The organism is Arthrobacter sp. ISL-95, from assembly GCF_018613695.1.
GTDB lineage: Bacteria > Actinomycetota > Actinomycetes > Actinomycetales > Micrococcaceae > Arthrobacter.
The window spans coordinates 287093-306927 of the sequence record NZ_JAGGPR010000003.1; the positions used below are offsets into that span (position 1 = coordinate 287093).

16 protein-coding genes are annotated in these 19835 nt (G+C 62.8%); 6 read left to right on the plus strand and 10 right to left on the minus strand.

Going from position 1 to position 19835, the window contains the following annotated elements:
- The first annotated feature begins 46 nt into the window (after positions 1 to 46).
- Genes J7I86_RS03615 through J7I86_RS03630 form a run of 4 tightly spaced genes read left to right on the plus strand, consistent with a single transcriptional unit; the run spans position 47 to position 3759 of the window.
- Positions 47 to 469 carry a RidA family protein gene (locus J7I86_RS03615; protein ID WP_214815610.1) on the plus strand — a complete coding sequence of 141 codons (423 nt, stop codon included), beginning with the start codon at positions 47 to 49 and terminating at the stop codon, positions 467 to 469.
- Positions 466 to 1137 carry a DUF1028 domain-containing protein gene (locus tag J7I86_RS03620; protein ID WP_214815613.1) on the plus strand — a complete coding sequence of 224 codons (672 nt, stop codon included), beginning with the start codon at positions 466 to 468 and terminating at the stop codon, positions 1135 to 1137. Before J7I86_RS03615 ends, J7I86_RS03620 begins: the two co-directional genes overlap by 4 nt.
- A complete protein-coding gene (locus J7I86_RS03625) occupies positions 1127 to 2284 on the plus strand; it encodes a M20 family metallopeptidase (protein ID WP_214815616.1) in 1158 nt (385 codons plus the stop codon). The genes J7I86_RS03620 and J7I86_RS03625 overlap by 11 nt, the downstream gene beginning before the upstream one ends.
- Before the next feature lie 41 nt (positions 2285 to 2325).
- On the plus strand, positions 2326 to 3759 hold the full coding sequence (locus J7I86_RS03630; RefSeq protein WP_214815619.1) for an aspartate ammonia-lyase: 1434 nt from the start codon (positions 2326 to 2328) through the stop codon (positions 3757 to 3759).
- Positions 3760 to 3820: 61 nt separating this feature from the next.
- Here the strand turns inward: J7I86_RS03630 and J7I86_RS03635 are convergent, their stop codons facing one another.
- Positions 3821 to 5098 (minus strand): NAD(P)/FAD-dependent oxidoreductase, encoded by a 1278-nt coding sequence (locus tag J7I86_RS03635; RefSeq protein ID WP_214815622.1) that lies wholly within the window; start codon positions 5096 to 5098, stop codon positions 3821 to 3823.
- Between the two features lie 227 nt (positions 5099 to 5325).
- Here J7I86_RS03635 and J7I86_RS03640 point away from each other — a divergent pair, with 227 nt between their 5' ends.
- Positions 5326 to 6312, plus strand: a complete 987-nt coding sequence (locus J7I86_RS03640) for a malate dehydrogenase (RefSeq protein WP_214815625.1) — start codon at positions 5326 to 5328, stop codon at positions 6310 to 6312.
- A 6-nt stretch (positions 6313 to 6318) separates the two neighbouring features.
- Here J7I86_RS03640 and J7I86_RS03645 read toward each other — a convergent pair whose 3' ends face one another.
- Complete coding sequence (locus J7I86_RS03645; RefSeq protein ID WP_214815629.1) at positions 6319 to 7260, minus strand: LysR family transcriptional regulator; 942 nt, start codon at positions 7258 to 7260, stop codon at positions 6319 to 6321.
- 71 nt (positions 7261 to 7331) lie between these two features.
- On the opposite strand from J7I86_RS03645, the gene J7I86_RS03650 reads away from it, so the two are divergent.
- The gene (locus tag J7I86_RS03650; protein WP_214815632.1) at positions 7332 to 9080 is read left to right on the plus strand and encodes an L-aspartate oxidase; all 1749 of its coding nucleotides are present in this window, start codon (positions 7332 to 7334) and stop codon (positions 9078 to 9080) included.
- Positions 9081 to 9087: 7 nt separating this feature from the next.
- Here the strand turns inward: J7I86_RS03650 and J7I86_RS03655 are convergent, their stop codons facing one another.
- The 8 genes from J7I86_RS03655 to J7I86_RS03690 form a co-directional block, all read right to left on the minus strand.
- Positions 9088 to 11925 (minus strand): FAD-binding and (Fe-S)-binding domain-containing protein, encoded by a 2838-nt coding sequence (locus J7I86_RS03655; protein ID WP_214815634.1) that lies wholly within the window; start codon positions 11923 to 11925, stop codon positions 9088 to 9090.
- 57 nt (positions 11926 to 11982) lie between these two features.
- Positions 11983 to 12903 carry an NADP-dependent oxidoreductase gene (locus J7I86_RS03660; protein WP_214815637.1) on the minus strand — a complete coding sequence of 307 codons (921 nt, stop codon included), beginning with the start codon at positions 12901 to 12903 and terminating at the stop codon, positions 11983 to 11985.
- Between the two features lie 9 nt (positions 12904 to 12912).
- Entirely contained in the window at positions 12913 to 13146 is a 234-nt protein-coding gene (locus J7I86_RS03665) for a DUF6480 family protein (RefSeq protein WP_214815640.1), read from the minus strand.
- 98 nt (positions 13147 to 13244) lie between these two features.
- On the minus strand, positions 13245 to 14126 hold the full coding sequence (locus tag J7I86_RS03670) for an SMP-30/gluconolactonase/LRE family protein (protein ID WP_214815642.1): 882 nt from the start codon (positions 14124 to 14126) through the stop codon (positions 13245 to 13247).
- A gap of 10 nt (positions 14127 to 14136) precedes the next feature.
- Positions 14137 to 15594, minus strand: coding sequence for an MFS transporter (locus J7I86_RS03675; RefSeq protein ID WP_214815645.1), 1458 nt, complete (start codon positions 15592 to 15594; stop codon positions 14137 to 14139).
- Positions 15595 to 15810: 216 nt separating this feature from the next.
- Positions 15811 to 17100 (minus strand): adenylosuccinate synthase, encoded by a 1290-nt coding sequence (locus tag J7I86_RS03680; protein WP_214815648.1) that lies wholly within the window; start codon positions 17098 to 17100, stop codon positions 15811 to 15813.
- A gap of 205 nt (positions 17101 to 17305) precedes the next feature.
- Positions 17306 to 19033 (minus strand): choice-of-anchor G family protein, encoded by a 1728-nt coding sequence (locus J7I86_RS03685; RefSeq protein WP_214815651.1) that lies wholly within the window; start codon positions 19031 to 19033, stop codon positions 17306 to 17308.
- The gene (locus J7I86_RS03690; protein ID WP_309476657.1) at positions 19030 to 19812 is read right to left on the minus strand and encodes a hypothetical protein; all 783 of its coding nucleotides are present in this window, start codon (positions 19810 to 19812) and stop codon (positions 19030 to 19032) included. The genes J7I86_RS03685 and J7I86_RS03690 overlap by 4 nt, the downstream gene beginning before the upstream one ends.
- Between the last annotated feature and the right edge of the window lie 23 nt (positions 19813 to 19835).

Consider the following 19835-nt stretch of genomic DNA (forward strand, 5'->3'; position numbering starts at 1 on the left):
GAAGGATACGAGCACCCGCCACAAACCGACTGAAAGGCGCTACAAGGTGAAGCACCAGCGTATCCGCACGTTCAATACCAAAGAGACCTATCCGGAACAGAACCTGGACAACGATCTGTGCCAGGCCGTCGTGGCCAATAAAGTGGTTTACCTTCGGGGCCAGATCGGACAAGACCTTGAGACGCGCGAGTCCGTGGGCATTGGCGACGTCGAAGCCCAGACCGAAAAGGCGATGGCCAACATTGACATGTTGCTCAAGGAGGCGGGCAGCAGCCTTGAGGACATCGTCAAGGTCACCGTCTACCTCATCGATCCCCGGTACCGCGAGACTGTCTACCGCACCATGGGCCGCTGGCTCAAAGGCGTGTTCCCGGTTTCCACCGGAATTGTTGTCCAAGCACTGGCACGCCCCGAGTGGCTCGTGGAAATTGACGCCACAGCAGTGCTTTCGACGGAAGGCCAGCGGTGACCTTCAGCATCGCGGCCACCGATGGAAGCGGCAGGTTCGGCATCGCCGTCTCTTCTTCCTCTCCTGCGGTCGCTGCCCGCTGTGCGCACTTGCGCGACGGGGTCGGCGCCGTCAGCTCCCAGAACATTACCGATCCCCGGCTGGGAACAGCATTGCTGAACCGCCTGCAGGCGGGCTATTCCGCGCAGGAGGCGATTGACGCCGTCGTGCAGGAATCACCGGCAGTCGACTACCGGCAACTGGTGGTCCTGGACGCAAACGGGGGATCCGCCGTGTTCAGCGGCGCGCATACCCTTGGCGTGTTCGGCGAAGGCCGGGGTGCGAACAGCGTGTCTGCGGGCAACATGCTCGCGCATCCTGGTGTTGCTCAAGTCCTCTGTGACGCCTTTGAAGCCAGCGCCGGGGAGCTGGAAGTGCGCCTCATGGCTGCCCTTCGAGCCGCTGTCGCGGCCGGCGGCGAAGCCGGCCCCGTGCGATCGGCCGGACTTTCGGTGGTGTCCGGGCACGGCTGGAGAGACACTGACCTGCGCGTGGACTGGCACGATCACCCCATCGCGGAACTGGAGACGCTCGTGGACGTGTGGCTTCCGCAGCGGCAGGATTATGTGATTCGCGGCCTGGACCCCGCGGCGTCAGTGGGTTATGGAGTGGCGGGCGATGAGCGCTAAACAAACAACCACTGCCAATCCGGCAGTTCAGCGCCAGAGGGTCTTGGAATCCGTTGACGCACAACAGCCGCACCTGATCAGGCTCTCCGAAACACTCCACGCCAACCCGGAACTTGGCTGGCAGGAACACCGCGCCGCCGGCTGGACCGCCGAGTACCTGACTGGTCACGGCTTCGAGGTGGAAAGAGAATACTTGGGCTTTCCCACCGCGATCCGCGCCGTCTTCGGAACGGGCTCCCGTCGCGTTGGGCTCATGGGCGAATACGACGCCCTTCCGGGCCTCGGCCACGCATGCGGCCACAACATCATCACGGCCATATCATGCGGTGCTGCCGTTGCCCTGGCGCAGTTCTCTGCCGAGCATGACCTGACCGTGGAACTGTATGGAACGCCTGCCGAGGAAGGCGGCGGCGGAAAGATCGAGCTACTCAAAAAGGGCGCCTTCCAGGGCTTGGACCTGGCCATGATGGCACATCCCAGCCCCGTCGACTCCGCCGAAGCCCGCCCCTACGCAGTGGCCCACAACCACGTGGAATACCGGGGTAAATCAGCCCATGCCGCTGCTTATCCGGACCAGGGCATCAACGCCAACGACGCCTTCATTGTTGCCCAGGTTGCCTTGGGACTGCTCCGTCAACAGTTGCCGCCCGGTACACGGGTCCACGGGATCCAGACGCGCGGAGGCGAAGCACCCAACGCCATCCCGGAAAGAACCGAGGGCCGCTGGTACGTCCGCGCAGAATCACTTGCGCTGCTGGGCGAGCTGGAAGAACGCGTTCAGCGGTGCTTCGAAGCGGGGGCTTTGGCATCCGGCTGCGAGTTGTCGGTGTCCCCGGAATCCGAACCCTATTCAGAGTTCCGCACGGACATGCGGGCCCTTGAGCTGTACGTGAAACATGCGCAGGCTCTGGGACGCGACTTCAACGCACCCCCGGAACAAGCCACCATGAACCGGGCCTCAACCGACATGGGCAATGTGTCCCAAGTGGTTGCGGCCATCCACCCCTACATAGGACTCGGCTGCTTCCCGGCAGCCAACCACCAACCCGAGTTCGCCGCGCACTGCGTCGGCGACGCCGCCAACCTTGCCATTCACGACGGCGCAGCCGCCTTGGCACTCACAGCGTTGGACTACCTGGCAACGTAGCCAGACAGTCCGGCGTCGTGAGCATCTCCAGGAACAGGACCATGACAGAACAAGTACTTTCTCCCTGCCCGGGAGCACCCAGCCCGGGAATTCGACGAGAGCAGGATAGCCTCGGGGACGCACATGTTCCCGAGGCTTCCTACTGGGGTATCAGCACGCACAGGGCCGTGGACAACTTCCCCGTCAGCGGACGAACAATCGGCACCCTGCGTTCCCTCGTCTGGAGCCTGGGTGCCGTGAAATACTCGGCGGCACGTGCGAATGAAAGCCTGGGCCTTCTTCATCCGGACAAGTCGGCAGCCATCCAAAGGGCCTCCTTGGAAGTCATGGAGGGTCGCCTTGATGACCAGTTTGTGGTGGACACTATCCAGGGCGGTGCGGGAACCAGCACCAACATGAACGCCAACGAGGTGATCGCCAACCGCGCGCTGGAACTAATGGGCCACCGCAAGGGCGACTACGCGGCCTTGCACCCAATTGACGAGGTGAACCGCAGCCAGTCCACCAATGACGTCTATCCCACCGCCATCAAAATCGCCCTGCAGCGGGAAATAACGGCGTTCTGCGAGGAACACGGCAGGCTCATCCAGGCCTTTGATGTTAAGGCCACGGAGTTCGCCGGAATCATCAAAGTTGGCCGCACCCAACTTCAGGATGCTGTGCCCATGTCCATGGGACAAGAGTTCGGGGCCTTCGCGGACACCCTCCGTGAAGACGGCCTGAGGCTCCTTGAACTCCTTCCGCATTTGCGGGAATCCAACCTTGGAGCCACCGCCATCGGCACAGGCATCACCGCTTCTCCCGGGTACCGGGAAGCTGTGATCAAGGAGCTCAGTTGCATCACCGGCCTTCAACTGACCTCCGCGACCAACCTGGTGGAGGCCACCAGCGATACGGGCGTCTTCATGCTGGTGTCCGGAGTCTTGAAGAGGGCGGCGGTGAAGCTTTCCAAGATCTGCAACGATCTCCGTCTGCTCTCCTCCGGCCCGCAAACGGGATTCGGCGAGATCCTCCTGCCCGCAGTGCAGGCTGGGTCCTCCATCATGCCGGGGAAGGTCAACCCGGTCATCCCGGAAATGGTCAACCAGGTTGCCTTCCGGGTGATCGGCGCGGATGCCACCGTAACCATGGCCGTGGAGGCAGGGCAGCTCCAGCTCAATGCCTTCGAGCCGGTCATTGCCGACGCCTTGCTGGAATCGATCGCCTGGCTCACCGTGGCCTGCCGTCAACTCCGGACGCACTGCGTGGTGGGCATCACCGCCAACACGCAGATGCTGCAGCAACGGATGCTTGAATCCATCAGCGTGGTCACCGGATTGGCGCCCCTGATCGGATACGCCGCCGCGGCCGAACTGGCCAAGGAAGCTCTCGCTTCCCATCGCGGCATCGCGGAACTCGTCATTGAGCGCGGACTGCTCGACCCGCAGAAGATGGAAGCGGCTCTTTCCGCCAAGTCGTTGGCGGGGCTCGGCTGAAGCCGGACACGCGAGAGGGGACCACGCCTGCTGGCGTGGTCCCCTTCTTTCGGCTACGGCGTCAGACGGCTCCGCTAGCCACCAACGCATCCTGCTCATTGTGGATCAGGTAGCTTCGCTGGATGGTGATCTGGTCTGCAACATACTTGGCGTCGTGCCAGACGCCCCAGATGAAGCTGGATCCACGGCGTGACTGCCACGGCAGCCCCAGGAAATATACGCCCGGCTCCGTGGATACGCCGCGTTGCTGCAGGGGCCTTCCTTTCGCGTCGAAGGCATCCACTTGCAGCCAGCTGTAGTCGACGGCGAAGCCAGTTGCCCACACGATGGACGTAACGCCAGCTCCGGCGAGGTCGAGCTCGCGGATGGGGTTGGTGAGGCTCTCCGGGTCCGGCCTGAGGAAGCGGGCTTCGGGTTCCTCCGGCAGGTCCAAGCCATTGCGTTCCACGTAGGCGTCGGCTTCGTCGAGCAACTCCAAGTAGTGGGCATCGCCATTCGCAATGTTGGTACGGAGATCGTCTGCGAAGCGCATGGTGCCGTCCTGAAGCTCCATGGTCCGTCCCACGAGCTTGATTCCGTTCTCGGCGAGCGCCCGGAAATCCACGGTGTGGCCACCCTCTGCCCCGCTGACCGCGATGGTCACATGTTCGGCGCCCAGAGCAGGCGTGGAAGCGTCCCACTTGCCTAGCACACCCAGCCACCAGCAGAAGTCCCGGCCACGGTAGTTCCGCGGGGGCCGGTCGTGCGGGCCAACCGAGAGGTACACCTGGCGGCCTGAACGCTGGATTTCCGCGGCAATCTGCACGCCCGAGGAACCGGCGCCCACCACCAGTACTGCACCTTGGGGCAGTTGGCCGGGGTTGCGGTACGAGCTTGAGTGCATCTGCATCAGGTTGGCAGTTTCGGGCACGACGGCGGGGATCACCGGCCGCTGGAACGGACCGGTGGCGGCAACGACGTAGCGTGCGTTGTAATCGCCGTGGGATGTTTGCACGTGGAAGCCCGGCGCACCTACGTTTCTGCGCACGGACCTGACCTCCACACCGCAACGGATGGGCGCGCCGATCTTCTCGGCGTACGCCACGAAGTAGTCGGCTACCTGCTCTTTGGAGGGGAACGACCCGGCCTCGATGCCGGTGAATCCCAGGCCCGGGAAACGGTCGTGCCAGGCGGGCCCGTTGGCAACCAGCGAGTCCCACCTCATTGAACGCCACCGCTCGGCGATTCGGTGGCGTTCCAGGACGATGTGGGGAATTCCCCCCTCGCTCAGGTGCTCGCTCATGGCTACCCCGGCCTGGCCTGCGCCTACGATGAGGACCTCAACCTCTTGGCTTGACATGTGATCTCCTATGTGGCGAAAGGTCACAGCGCGCTGGCTGCTGCGGCCCTTGTTTGTGACGGTTAATTCATTCTCACGCGCACAAAGTGCATCTGCATAGCGAATAAAACAGCACAAGCGCATCGGAAATTGTGATTATGACCCGCCGCCCATCACAGCTCTGTGGCACCATGACATACAGCTTGCAAAGCCCATCGGGTACATCGGAACAGCAAGGAGAACTTCACGTGAGCACGCCCATTAAGATCGCTGTGACCGGCGCGGCCGGCCAGATCGGCTACAGCCTCCTCTTCCGGATCGCCAGTGGTGCCCTCTTTGGTGCCGATACTCCTGTGCAACTCCGGCTTCTGGAGATCACGCCTGCGTTGAAGGCACTTGAGGGTGTGGTGATGGAACTCGATGACTGCGCGTTTCCCACGCTCGACTCGGTGGAGATCGGCGACGACGCCGACCATATTTTCGACGGCGTCAACCTTGCCTTACTCGTTGGCGCCCGTCCGCGTTCCAAGGGTATGGAGCGGGGCGACCTGCTCAGCGCCAATGGTGCTATTTTCACAGCGCAAGGCAAGGCTCTCAACCGGGTGGCGGCAGACGACGTCCGTATCGGCGTGACGGGCAACCCGGCTAACACCAACGCCTTGATTGCGATGAGCAACGCCCCGGACATTCCCGCCGCGCGGTTCAGTGCCCTCACCCGGCTGGATCACAACCGCGCCCTTGGACAGCTTGCCCAGAAGACCCATGCCAAGGTGGGCGATATCCGCAAGATGACTGTCTGGGGCAATCATTCGGCGACGCAGTATCCGGACATCTTCAACGCAGAGGTCTCCGGTCGAAACGCGGCAGAGGTGGTGAACGATCAGGACTGGATAGAAAACGACTTCATCCCCACAGTTGCCCGGCGAGGCGCAGCGATCATTGACGCCCGGGGCGCGTCCTCTGCGGCATCGGCAGCTTCGGCAACCATCGACGCCGCCCGTGACTGGCTACTCGGCACCCCCGACGACGATTGGGTTTCGATGGCGGTTGCCTCCGACGGATCATACGGGGTGCCCGAAGGGCTCATCTATTCATACCCAGTGACTACCTCAGGCGGAAACTGGGAAATTGTTCAAGGACTGGAAGTGAACGAGTTCAGCCGCCGGAAGATGGACGCTACAGCCGCTGAGCTCCTCGACGAGCGGGCTGCCGTGGCTGAGCTCGGCTTGATCTGATGCCCATCAGTGGCGTCGCGTTGGCGTGACCAGGCGTGCTAGCTCGGTGCCGGGTGCCGCCACCCGGTCCACTGTGCTAAAGATAAACTCCTGCATCGCTGCTGTGGCTGCTGAAGGAGCAATGTCGTTACGTCGGGCCAGGTTGACGGTTCTTGTCAGCGAGGGGTCGACCAGGCGGGCGCTGCGCAATCCGGGCCGGCCGATGACAACCATTGCCGGTACCACCGCCACCCCGAGTCCCCGTTCCACGAACCGCAGGACGGCATCCATCTCGGCACCTTCGACGGCGATCACCGGTTCCAAGCCCTTGGCGGAGAAGGCAGCCTCGGTGGCCATCCGCAGATCATAGCTTCGGTTGAAGGCCACCTGCGGAATGTTCGCCAATTCTTCCAAGGTCAGTTCTTCCCGCCACGCCGATCCGGTGCCGGAGACAACCACCAATTCCTCGGTGAGCAGCGGAATCAGTTCGGTGCCCTGCACGGCGGGGTCCGTTCCGCGGGTAACCACCAATGCCAGGTCCAGCGCGCTTTCGTTCAGGGCATCAACCAGGAACCGCGAACCACCTTCAGTGATATGCAATTCGACTCCGGGATGCGCACTTCGGAAAGCGGCCAGTACATCGGCCACCAGTGAGACGCACAGGGTGGGTGGGGCACCCAGTCGGATACGGCCCCGGCGCAATCCCGCGAGCTCGTTCATCTGCTCCCGCGCGGTCTCTGCGTCACCGAGCATGCGCCGGGCGATGGGCAGGAGGAGCTCCCCCGCATTCGTCAGCGTCGCCCCGGACTGGCCTCGGTGGAAAAGTGCCATTCCAAGATCGGCCTCCAGTGCCGCGATTTGCCTACTGAGAGAAGGTTGCGCGAGATACAGTTGCTCGGCCGCGCGTGTGAAGTGCCCCACTCGGGCGATCGCCTCGAATGAGCGTAATTGCTCCAGCTTCATGCTCATAGCATAAACGCATCAGGTTGACTCAAATAATTCATTGGATACATGGAGCCGATCCTCCTAGCGTGGGAGTCATGAACCTCAACACCACTCCAGAACGGCTCTTGTCCACTTCGGTGCTCGTCATCGGTACCGGCGGCGCCGGTCTGCGCGCCTCGATTGAACTCGCACAGCGCGGGGTGCAGGTGCTGGCTGTGGGTAAGCGTCGCAAGCACGACGCCCACACGAGCCTGGCCGCCGGAGGCATCAACGCCGCCTTGGGCACGATGGATCCCCAGGACAGCTGGCAGCAGCACGCCGCCGATACCCTGCGGGAGTCCTACTTCCTGTCCGACCCAGCCATTGTCGAGACAGTTGCCCGCAACGCCGCCCGGGGTATCGAGGACCTTGAAAAGTGGGAAATGCCCTTCGCACGAGAGGAGGATGGACGCATTTCCCAGCGATTCTTCGGCGCACACAAGTATCGCCGTACCGCCTACGCCGGGGATTACACCGGATTGGAGATCCAGCGCACGCTGATGCGCCGGGCCGCAGAGTTGAACGTGCCCATCATCGACACCGTCTACATCACGCGATTGCTCGTGGCCGACGGCACCGTCTTCGGCGCCTATGGATTCGACGTCGTAGACGGCACCCCCGTGCAGATCCACGCCGATGCGGTCATCCTGGCCGCTGGCGGACATACCCGCATCTGGCGGCACACCTCATCCCGGCGGGACGAGAACACCGGGGACTCCTTCCGGCTGGCCGCCCTGGCGGGGGCGCGGATCCGCGACGCCGAACTGGTCCAGTTCCATCCTTCCGGACTCTTGGAGCCCGACGACGCTGCCGGCACCTTGGTCTCCGAGGCAGCGCGCGGAGAAGGAGGCATCCTCACCAACGCACTCGGTGAGCGCTTCATGGAACGCTACGACCCCGAGCGCATGGAACTTTCCACCCGTGACCGCGTTGCCCTGGCCGGGTTCACCGAGGTTGCCGAAGGTCGAGGGACCGAGAAAGGCGGCGTGTACCTGGACGTTTCGCACCTGCCACGGGAAACCATCATGGAAAAGCTGCCGCGGGTCTACCGCACCCTGATCGACCTGCAGATGCTGGACATCACCACCACCAAAATCGAAATCGCTCCCACAGCCCACTACTCGATGGGCGGGGTTTGGGTTGCACCAGAGGACCACGGAACGGGAGTCAACGGCCTTTATGCAATCGGCGAGGCATCCTCCGGGCTGCACGGCGCCAACCGCCTCGGTGGCAACTCACTGATTGAGCTGCTGGTTTACGGTCGCAATACCGGAGAGCATGTGGCCGACTACGTTCATTCGCGCACCCACGTTGTCCGGGACCCCGCCGCCGTCGGAATAGCCCGCGGAGAAATGCAGACACTACTCAGTGAACGCGGAACTGAGTCCGCACGGCGGCTGCAGCGTGAACTACGCAACCTCATGACCGAACACGCCGGGGTGGTACGCACGGAACAAGGACTGGAACAAGGACTTGAGAAGTTGACGGCATTGGAGGAACGCGCCCAGCTGGTCACAGCCCACCCGGACATCGCAGGGTTTGATGACCTGGCCCACGCCTATGATCTGCTCGGCTCCCTGCTGGCAGCACGAGCCACCCTGGAGTGCGCGCTCGAACGCCGTGAAACCCGCGGAGCCCACAACCGTGCTGACTTCCCGGCGGCAGATCCCGCACTGCAGGGAAACTTCATCTGGTCAACGGACGAGGGCGTCAGGTTCGAAGGTCTGCCTCCGGCTCCGGACTCTTTCCGAGCCCTCGCCGAGGCCACCACAGACGACTCGGTTGCCGGCAAGCTCGTGGAGTAACACCAGCTCAGGATGGTTGGCGGGTGACCTCTTCCAGCAGCTCCAGTACATGCCGGTATTGGGAACCCGTTGCCCGTGTCATGCCAAGTTCGCAGGTTCGGTTGCAGGAGGCGTGGGCAGCAACGTCCATATCGGCTACGTCCGCTGCTTGACGCTCAGTTGCCGACGCCGTCAGTTCCGGATGCAACATGCCCCTGTCACCGGCGAAAGCACAGCACCCCCAATTTTCGGGAATGTCCACACGCTCCGCCACGGCACCGGCAACCACTCCCAACGCATCATTGAGCCCCATTCGTGTAGACGAGCAGGTGGGATGCAGCGCCAAGGATTGCAGCTTTTGGTGCTCGGGCAGCCGGGGCAGTATCCAATCGGCAGCGAAGTCGACAGCGTCAACGATGCGCAGGGGAAGCCGGCCTTCCTCAGGGACTTCGGATTCCACCATATGGCGCAGGCCCTCCGTGCAGGACGATGCGTCGCAGACGATTGGTAGCTTGCCGTCACGGGTCGCTTGGCGGAGCGCTGCAACGGTTTTCGCTCTCATCGTCTCCTGGCCGTCCGCCATGCCCTTGGAGGACCACGGCGTTCCGCAACAGAGTCCGTCAATTCCTTGCGGCACCAGGAGCGTAAGGCCAGCCCGGGCCGCAAGCTGCTCAAAGCTGTACTGCACGCCGCGCCCGTCGGACCCTGCCGGATCAAACCCCGCCGGGCCGAACATCGTATTGACGCAGGCAGGGAAGTACACCGCCTCAACCGGCCCTGCCGGGTTGGGACGTTTTCGCATTGAACCTCCACCGGGAAGGTCCCCGGAGTACAGGGGTACGGTGTCTGCCCCCAAGACGGCACGCACTGCTTTATTGGGCGGTTTGATGACGGCCGCCGGAAACTTATCCACCACCGTCAGGGCAAGGGACGCGCCCCGGGTGATACCTTCCCAGTGTTTGGCTGCGGCGATCCACGCACCGTTGGCGAGTTTGCCGGCGTCGTTCTTCCTTAGGCGCTTCACCAACGAACCTGTGTTGATGTCCACGGGACAGGCGGTTTGGCACATGCCGTCCACGGCGCAGGTGTCCACCGACTCGTACTCGTAGTCGCGCTCCAGCTCCCTCATCAGTGCCATGTCCCCGGCCAATCGTGCAGATTCGATGGCACGCAGAGTGACGATCCTCTGGCGGGGCGTGAGGGTGATGTCTTTGCTGGGACACACCGGCTCGCAATAGCCGCAGGAAACGCAGCGGTCCACTTCCTCCGCTACTGGCGGTGCCGTCTTGATGTGCCGGAGGTGGGCCGCCGGGTCCTCATCCATCACCACACCCGGGTTCAACATGCCTGCGGGGTCGAAGAGGCGTTTGATGGTGCGCATGACGTCGTACAGCTCGTCGCCGTATTGCCGGCGGACAAACGGGGCCATGACCCGGCCCGTGCCGTGTTCGGCCTTCAACGATCCTCCTTCTGCAAGGACCAGATCCGCCATGTCCTCGGTGAAGGCGCTGTAACGGTCCAGTTCGGACGACGAGGCAAAGCCGTCAGTCAGCATGAAGTGGACGTTGCCATCCTTGGCATGGCCAAAGATCACGCTGTTGCTGTAACCGTACTTTTCGAACAGTCTTATGAGGCCCCGGCACGTGCGGCCCAGCACGGGAACCGGCACCACAATGTCTTCCAACAGTGCCGTGGTGCCCTGCGGACGCGCCCCCGCCACGGACGCATAGAGTCCCTTGCGCAACTGCCACAACTGCCCGCGCTCCCTGGCATCTGCGGTGAATCGGGCAGGAGCTGACAACCCAAGGCCCTGCAGGATTTCCGAACCGCCCACCTGAAGCTCTTCCAAGTGGCCCGCATTGCCTGCGGAGTATTCCACCAGAAGGGCGGCATGGTCCTGTACCGCTATGTCATGTACGACGGCGGGCGTTCCCTTGAGCGTCTGACCCACCTTCAGTGACAACGCGTCCATGAGTTCAATGGTGGCGGCTCCCGTTTCCACCAAGGTGGGCAGCGCAGCGTTTGCTGCCTCAAGATCCGGGAAGACCAGCAAGCCCGCCGCAGCGTACTGGAGCCTCGGAATGGTACGGAAGACCGCCTCAGCCACGAAGCCCAAGGTGCCTTCGCTGCCGATGATCAGGTGGGCCATGATCTCTAGAGGGTTCCGGAAATCCAGCAGGGAGTTCAGCCCGTAGCCCATGGTGTTCTTCATGGAAAACTGCTGCCGGATCCTGTGTGCAGAGTCCGGGTTGTTCCGGACCCGCTCGGCCAGGCGAGCCAGGCCCTGATGCAGGTCCGGCTCAACGGTGCGGAGCTTGTGATCGGCGTCCGCTGCCCCGGAGTCTATGACGGTCCCCGAAGGCAGCACTACGGTCAGGGATTCCAAGGTGCGGTACGTGTTGTCCACGGTGCCGCAGTTCATGCCGGAAGAGTTGTTGGCTACAACCCCGCCGATGGTGCACGCCGCTTCGCTGGCGGGATCCGGGCCGAACTTCCGGCCGTAGCGTGCGAGTCTCGCGTTTAGTGCCCGAACGGTGACGCCGGGCTGGACGCGGACCCGGGCGCCGTCGTCGAGCACTTCAATGTCCCTGAAGTTCCGGCGAACGTCTACCAGCAAACCGTCGGTGACGGCCTGCCCGCTGAGGCTGGTACCACCGGAACGGAACGTCAGTGGCACACCTTGGGAGGCGCTGGCACGCAGCAAACCGGCCACATCCGCGGCGCTCGTCGCTGTGACCACGGCCTGCGGAATCAACAGAAAATGCGAAGCATCGTGGGCGTTGGCATGAAGATCTATGGCCCGTGTGCTGACGGCGTCGGGGTCCTGCACCGCAGCACGGAAGTTTGACACGTCAAGAGAAGCCACGGGGGCACCATCCAATCCAGTACGGGGTGGACTGCATTATCTCAGCAGTTCAGCCGCTTACGTGACGGCGACCACAATCTTCCCTCGGGTGTGACCCTCCATATTGAGCCGGAAAGCATCAGCTGCCTCGGCCAGAGGCAGCGCGGTATCGACTTCAACCCGGATCCTGTGCTCGTCCACCAGGTCAGCGAGCTGCTGCAACTCGGCACCCACGGGGTTGACCCACATCCAGGTGCCGCCGTGGGCTTCCACCTCATTGTCGGCGATGGAAGCATGCCGCCCGTTTCCAGCCAGGACCTCCAACGTTGCGTCAAGATTGCCGCCCACGAAGTCGGCCACAACGTCCACGCCTTCAGGACGCAAAGCCTTCACCCTTTCGGCAAGGCCCTCACCATAAGCAACGGGCTCGGCACCCAAGGACCGCAGGAAGTCATGGTTCTTTTCTGACGACGTGGCGATCACCTTCGCGCCACGCACCACGGCGATCTGAATAGCCAGTGAGCCCACCCCGCCGGATCCTCCATGGATCAGCACGGTCTCTCCCGAAGTCAGACCCAAACGGTTAAGGACCTGAAAGGCAGTGAGTCCGGCCAGGGGCAGCCCGGCGGACTCGTTCCAGTCCAAGGACTTTGGCTTGCGCGCCAGCAGCCGCTCCGGGAGGGCAATGTACTCGGCGAAGCTTCCGCCATGGACGTAGTCCTTGCGGCCATAGGAGATCACTTCATCGCCGGGCTTGAAATGAGGAGCATCAATACCCACAGCTTCAACGGTGCCCGCCACATCCCAACCGGGGATCGCGGGGAATTGAAGGTCCATGAACGAGTCCAGGTACCCGGCCATGATTTTCCAGTCCACCGGATTGACCGAGGTCGCCTTCACTTTGACCAGGACCATGCCCGGCCCGACTCTAGGCATGGGCCGCTCCGTCAGTTCAAGGACGTCCGGACTTCCGTAGTGGCTGTAGGTGATTGCCTTCATACCCGCGGCCTAGTCGAAGAAGCCAACGATGTAGCCAATGAAGAACAGCAGCGTCAGCAGCACGCCGGCACCGATGGCTGCCAGCCACAGGAACTGTGTGCCTTTCCTGGGGCCGCCCTCATCGTGGCCTTGGGGACCGGCTGTTGATGATTCGCCGGGTGGTGTCTCGCCAGGGGGCACTCCCCCACCCGGCTCCAAGCCGGTGATCTTGTCCTCATATGGGTCGGGGTTGCTTCCGGACACGTTCACTCCCTCGATCGCAGTGCTGGTGCTCAGTCCCAGCGTATCGAATCACCTTCCCCAGACCTACAGCAACCTTACTAATCGGCCGAAAGGTGTACTCAGCCCTGTTGACGATCCCTCGTGGCATCCCGTGTAGAGGTCCGGAGCCGGTACAGGGACGTTGTGGCCGTGATGTAGAGATCTTGACCGTCGACCCCTCCAAAGCAAAGATTGGACACCTTTTCAGGAACTTCGACGGCGGCCAGCAGCGCAGCGTTGGGGGCATAGACGCGAACTGACGAGCCCGCCGACGTCCATACTCGGCCCTCGACGTCCACGCGGAAGCCGTCCGACGCGGCATCGTCTTCGAGTTCAATGAACGTGCTGCCTTCCCCGCACGCGCCACCCTCCACCGGGTAGACGGCGATCCGGAACGGCACCCCATGTCCGGGGCCCGCCGTGTCCGCAACGTAGAGAAGCGATTCGTCCGGAGAAAATGCGAGGCCGTTAGGGTGCACCAGATCCGTAACCACCGGAGTCAGTTCTGCTTTGGCGGGGTCGAAGCGGAACACGTAGCAATCCCCGTATTCCTGCTCGCCCTCATGCCCTTCCACCGTCCCGGGCAGGATCCCGTAGGGCGGATCGGTAAACCAGACCGTCCCATCCCCCGCCACCACAACATCGTTGGGCGAGTTGAGCCGATGCTCACCGAACGCATCAACGATCGGCGTCACCACGCCGTCGTCGTCCCGCTCTACGAGCCTGCGACCATGGCTGCACTGCACCACGCTGCCGTCACGGTGGAGCGTGCGCCCGTTGGTGTACTCGACGCCGGTAGCGTATTCGCGCGTGGCGCCGGTGCCGGGAGAGAACTCAAGAATCCTGTTGTTGGGGATGTCGCTCCAGCGAAGGGTCTGCGATTGCGGTATCCACAAGGGACCTTCAGCCCAGACGGTACCTTCAAACAACTTTTCCAGCGTGCCGGTGATCAGTTCTTCCATGTGTTCGAGACTAATCGTTGGCGGGTTCCGAGCTGGGCTTCCGGGCCCGTTCTTTGGTGCTGAACTTTTTGTCCGCGGGCATCACCAGGACCGCCACCACAGTGAGGACTGCGCTGACGAGCACAGCCAGGAAGACAGCCGTAGACGCGTGCGTGGTAGTTTGCGGATCCGGGCCACCGCTGGGACCGTTGGCATAAATGGCGTTGGCAATGGCACCGAAAACGGCCACGCCGATGGAACTGCCGATTGAACGTGCAAAAAGGTTGGTGCCGGTGACCACTCCGCGTTCATTCCATTCAACGCTGGTTTGCGCGGCAATGAGGCTCGGCGTTGCCACCAGCCCCAGTCCGAGCCCGACGATGAAGCAAGCCACCGCCACCAGCAGGATATTTGGGGTCGGGGCAGTAAGGGCGAGGACGGCCGCGCCGATCACCGTGATCACGATGCCGATGATGGCCGTATTCCGAAACCCGATGCGGAGATAGAACCTGCCGGCTTGAGACGCACTGATAGGCCAACCGATGGTCAGCGCCGCCAAGGCGAGCCCGGCCAGAAGTGGTGAGGTCTTCAGGGACCCCTCCAGGAACGTTGGGACATAGGATGTCAGCCCGAGCATGACGGCACCAACGCCGAAAGAGATCATTGCGGTGGTCGCCAGCAGCCTGCGGGAGACAACCCAAGGTGGCAGGACCGGCTCTTCAGCCTTCCTTTCCACCAAAAGAAAGGCACCGAGCAACAAGGCACCCCCGGCAAAAACAGAGATGCTGATTGCGGAATCCCATGGCCAGGCTTGACCGCCCTGAAGAGCCCCAAGGATCAGCAGGCTCAACGAAATCGTCAGCAGCCCGGCCCCCAAGTAGTCGATTCGGTGCTTGGTCCGCTCCACGTTCTCATGGAAAGAACGGAGGAGCATCCAGCCAGCCAGGAGGCACAGCGGAATGTTGATCAGGAAGATCCACCGCCAGATTCCCAGCGAGGCGAAGACGCCGCCCAACGTTGGCCCCACAACAGAAGAAACAGCCCACACACTGGCCAGATATCCCTGAACCTTTGCCCGTTCCGCCAAAGTGTAGATGTCACCGGCAATCGTGATCGCCACAGGCTGGACCGCACCGGCGCCGAGTCCTTGGAGCACACGGAAGGCAATGAGCGCCGGCATGCTCCAGGCCAGCCCGCACAGAATTGAGCCAAGCAGGAACAGCCCGATCCCACCCAGGATCATCGGCTTACGCCCTACGACATCTGAAAGCTTGGCATAGACGGGTACGGACACTGCCTGCGCCAACAGGTACGCAGAAAACAGCCAAGGGAACGAAGCAAAACCGCCAATGTCCTCCACAATGGACGGCACTGCCGTGGCAACAATGGTGGCATCGATCGCCACCAGGCCCGTGGCAAGCATCAGTGCAATCAGAATGGGGCCTCGCCGGGAGCGGAACCCGACTCCTTCGTCAGCCACTGTGCTCATGCGCACCCCTTTAGCGTCGTCATCCTTGGTTTCGTTCCGAAGTGAGTAACCCCAATGGCCGCAAGATTAGTCCCTGAATACAAAGGCTCATTCGAAAACCTGTCCGGCACCCCGCCCTGCGAGCCGGGCCGTCACAGCGGAAACGGAGACGGCGGGCCACCCGCTGGTTCCGTGAGAAACCAAGGTGACCCGCCGTCGTCGTGAGCTTGGCTGTACTTAGTCGTTGATCAGATCGTGAACAACAATGGTCTGGTCGCGGTCCGGGCCGACGCCGATAGCCGAGAAGCGCGTACCGGAGAGCTTTTCGAGGGCCAGCACGTAGTTGCGCGCGTTCTCCGGGAGGTCTTCCAGGGTGCGGGCGCCGGTGATGTCCTCGGTCCAGCCGTCGAAGTACTCGAAAACGGGCACTGCATGGTGGAACTCGGTCTGCGTCATAGGCATTTCGTCGTGGCGGATGCCGTCCACGTCGTAGGCAACACAGACCGGGATCTGCTCGATGCCCGTGAGCACGTCCAGCTTGGTGACGAAGTAATCCGTGAAGCCGTTCACGCGGGCAGCGTGGCGGGCCAGGACGGCGTCATACCAACCGCAGCGGCGGGGACGACCGGTGTTTACACCAAACTCGCCGCCGGTCTTCTGCAGGTACACACCCATGTCGTCGAACAGTTCCGTGGGGAACGGGCCGGCGCCAACACGGGTGGTGTAGGCCTTGATGATGCCGATGGATCGCGAAATGCGGGTGGGGCCGATGCCCGAGCCAACGGACGCGCCGCCAGCTGTGGGATTGGACGAGGTGACGAACGGGTACGTGCCGTGGTCGACGTCCAGGAATGTTGCCTGGCCGCCTTCCATGAGCACAACCTTGCCCTCGTCCAAGGCGTTGTTGAGGACAAGTGTGCTGTCAATAACCAGCGGGCGGAGACGCTCGGCGAAGGAGAGGAAATAGTCCACGATCTCGTCCACCACGATGTCGCGACGGTTGTAGACCTTGACCAGGAGCTCGTTCTTCTGGCGCAGCGAACCTTCCACCTTCTGGCGGAGGATGGACTCGTCAAAGACATCCTGGACGCGGATACCCAAGCGGGCCACCTTGTCCATGTACGCCGGGCCGATCCCGCGGCCGGTGGTGCCGATGGCGCGGCTACCAAGGAAACGCTCAGTCACCTTGTCTAGGACCTGGTGATACGGGGCAACCAGGTGGGCGTTGGCCGAAACGCGAAGGCGGGATGTGTCCGCGCCACGCGCTTCAAGGCCGTCGATTTCCTGGAAGAGGGCCTCCAGGTTCACCACGCAGCCGTTGCCAATAATAGGGATTGCGTTGGGGCTCAGGATGCCCGCGGGAAGGAGCTTCAGCTCATACTTCTCACCGCCAACAACCACGGTGTGCCCGGCGTTGTTACCGCCGTTGGGCTTGACCACGTAGTCAACGCGGCCACCGAGCAGATCGGTTGCTTTGCCTTTGCCTTCGTCGCCCCACTGGGCTCCGACGATCACGATAGCGGGCATGGGATCCTCCCCCATTCTTTCGGGCCCAAACCCAGCCGGATGACCAGGACTAGACGCCGTACATGAGAATGCCCCGACGTAGCTGGTGCAGCCTGCCAGGAGGCACGGCATGCGCAAGAGTTTCGGGGCTCTTACCCGCCAAGTTTAGCCGATGACAACGGTTTCTCTGGTGTTTGGCCGGCGTTGGGGCGCCGTTGTGGATAAGTCAAGGAACAGCGAGCGCCACAGGGCCGGCCGAGGAACTGCCAAGTTGCAGGCTCAACAAGCCGGCACTGTCCACCAGCCCCACCCTGATGGCCGAAACCTTGTACTCCCCCGTCGCCGCCGTAACATCCGCCGGTTTGGTCCCGGGCCAGCTTTGGTCCGGTTGAACGTTGACGTTGATGGCCACCAGGGTACGGACTGCTGTCAGGACAGGCCCGACGGCGTTGATCACCGGTGTGATCAGTAACTGCAGGCTTGTACCCAGGTTGGCGACGAGTCCGGTGTTGAAAATGGTGGCGTTGAGGACGTTCCTGACCACGTTGTTGGTGCCGGTCAGGAGGATGGAGGTGATGGGTGTGAGCAGGGCAGCTACGGCGCCTCCGAGGTCCAAGCCCAGAACATCGGCTGTGACTACGGGAGCCACAGCGGTCCCATCCAGAAACTGGCCAAGGGTGGACGGTCCGATCTTGACCCCTATGGCGGCCACGTTCAGGCCAGCCAGCTTCAGCGTGATGTTGGTGGTCGCGTTCAGTGTGATGGATCGCAAGGCTGTAGTGAGCGCGGTGAGGACACGGTTCTTCCACGAATCCAGCAGTGCCGTGACCCTGTTGGTCACAGCTGTTGTCGTGCCCGCATCCAAGACCACGGCGTGATTTGGTTCCATGCCGTTGAGTCCCAGGGTGCTTCCGGCCAATGATGCGATGTCGACTTTGACTGTGCCTGTCCCCAGATTGATGGTCACAATGCCATCCGTTATGGACTCGGTCATGAGAGCAGTGACCCCGGTGAGGTTCGGGGCGGACAATGTGGCAGTAGTGCTGATGGATCCCAATTGCAGAGTGCCAAGTACAGGGTTGATGAGCGCCGAAATACCGTTGCTGATCCCCGTGGTCAGCCCTCCCGTCCCCAACACCGCATTCAGCTGCGTCGGCACAGCCCCCACCAGCGACGCACCTTGCGTGGACAGAGTTCCCACTGCCGGGATCGCTGCGTTCAGGTCCAAGCCTGCAATGCCGTACTGGCGCTGAACCTCGGGGGCGGGATCCAGCGTTGGCCAACCGTTGGTCATGTCGCAGCCGTCCAGTTGTGAAGAAGAGGCCACCGCTCCCACGTCCAGCGTGACTCCGGCAAGCGAGGCCGGGACGATGTTTCCCAAGGAAATACTGGCCGATTTCGGCACCGTCACCGCCCCCTGCGCTGTCCCGGCAACGTCCACGGCACCTGTCTGATCCGACACCAGGCCCGATGCTCCATGGGCTTGGCCGCTGTTCCCGGAGCGCGCCCATTGCGTGTAGGTGCCAACGCCGCCCACGGGCAAACCGAGTCCCAGGCCCGCCGAGATGGGACTGCTGCCCAGGACGGACACCGGGATCTTGGTGACGAAAGCATCCGTGGTTCCGGGAACCAGGACTGCGGACAGTGGCGTGGGTGTGGCCGCGGCGCCGTTGTTCACCACAGTCAGGCCTTGGACTCCGGCCACAGTGTCCAGGTTGGTGTTGAGCACGGTGCCCTGCAACTGCCTGGCCCAGGACTTGTTGGTGAACATGGTGTTGGTGCTGCAGTCACCTGGCGAGCTGACGCCGACGGCGCTTCTCACCCACTCGTTGTCCGTCCAGGCGGCGGTGGTGACGCTCGTCGTGGCGGCTAGTGTGATGGCCGCAGCGGCTGCTACCAGGACAAAGCGACGCGGCCGGTCCAGGACCCGGCGGAAGAAGTGCCGTGCCTTCATGTGCCCTGCCCCGGGGTCTCGCGCGGGTCCGCAGTTTCACGCGGGTCCGCAGTTTCGCGCGGGCGCCTCATCATGGTCAGGAGCGCAGCCCCGACAAGGAGCAGCCCTCCACCGGCGAACAGTGCCGGCAAGGACGATGCACCTGTGTTCCCCAGCGGATCCCGTCCCTCCACGGAGGTGTTTCCGTCGGCGGGCGGTGGCAGCGAAGGTGCGCCTTCGCCGTCGTCGTCTCCCATGGCAGTGATCCCGATTCCCAAGGTGAGCCGGGCGCCTTCCAGGGGTGCGCTGTTCGCAGGTTTGCTCAGTGTGAAACGCAGGTAGGGCGACGTTCCGGTGTGGAGGTCCCTCAGCGGAATCCGCACGCTTTGGTCCCAGCCTTCCAAGGTGGTGGCCGCGATCCGGGGAGTCGAACCCAAGGGACAATCGAGTTGCTGGTTGAGTCCACTGCTGCCCTGCCAGGGAGTGGCGCATTCGTCCACCGCAATGGCGTAGCCGCCGGCCCCCGCCAGACCACCGCCGGCCGTGAGTTGGAGCGTGGACGTAGCCCGCGGCTTCTCAAGGGACAACCCGATCTGCCAGGAAAAAGAGTCACCGGCGTCGAGCGTGGGGAACTCCAAGGGGTACACGGAGGAAGAAAGCCACAGCACGCCGGGCGTTCCGGTCTCCGGAACCGGGATGAGGTGATCGGCAGCGTTAGCGGGGAGAGCCAACGTCACGGCACACACCACGGCGGCGCACGCCACCGCTGCCGGCCTTGCTGCCTGCATCCACCGTTTCACTGCTCAATCACCTCCCAGTTGAC

Coding starts and splice junctions, on each gene's coding strand:
- J7I86_RS03635 (WP_214815622.1), bottom strand. CDS start 5,098: ATGTCAAGCCAAGAGGTTGAGGTCCTCATCGTAGGCGCAGGCCAGGCC.
- J7I86_RS03685 (WP_214815651.1), bottom strand. CDS start 19,033: ATGAAGGCACGGCACTTCTTCCGCCGGGTCCTGGACCGGCCGCGTCGC.
- J7I86_RS03670 (WP_214815642.1), bottom strand. CDS start 14,126: ATGGAAGAACTGATCACCGGCACGCTGGAAAAGTTGTTTGAAGGTACC.
- J7I86_RS03680 (WP_214815648.1), bottom strand. CDS start 17,100: ATGCCCGCTATCGTGATCGTCGGAGCCCAGTGGGGCGACGAAGGCAAA.
- J7I86_RS03645 (WP_214815629.1), bottom strand. CDS start 7,260: ATGAGCATGAAGCTGGAGCAATTACGCTCATTCGAGGCGATCGCCCGA.
- J7I86_RS03650 (WP_214815632.1), top strand. CDS start 7,332: ATGAACCTCAACACCACTCCAGAACGGCTCTTGTCCACTTCGGTGCTC.
- J7I86_RS03625 (WP_214815616.1), top strand. CDS start 1,127: ATGAGCGCTAAACAAACAACCACTGCCAATCCGGCAGTTCAGCGCCAG.
- J7I86_RS03675 (WP_214815645.1), bottom strand. CDS start 15,594: ATGAGCACAGTGGCTGACGAAGGAGTCGGGTTCCGCTCCCGGCGAGGC.
- J7I86_RS03660 (WP_214815637.1), bottom strand. CDS start 12,903: ATGAAGGCAATCACCTACAGCCACTACGGAAGTCCGGACGTCCTTGAA.
- J7I86_RS03630 (WP_214815619.1), top strand. CDS start 2,326: ATGACAGAACAAGTACTTTCTCCCTGCCCGGGAGCACCCAGCCCGGGA.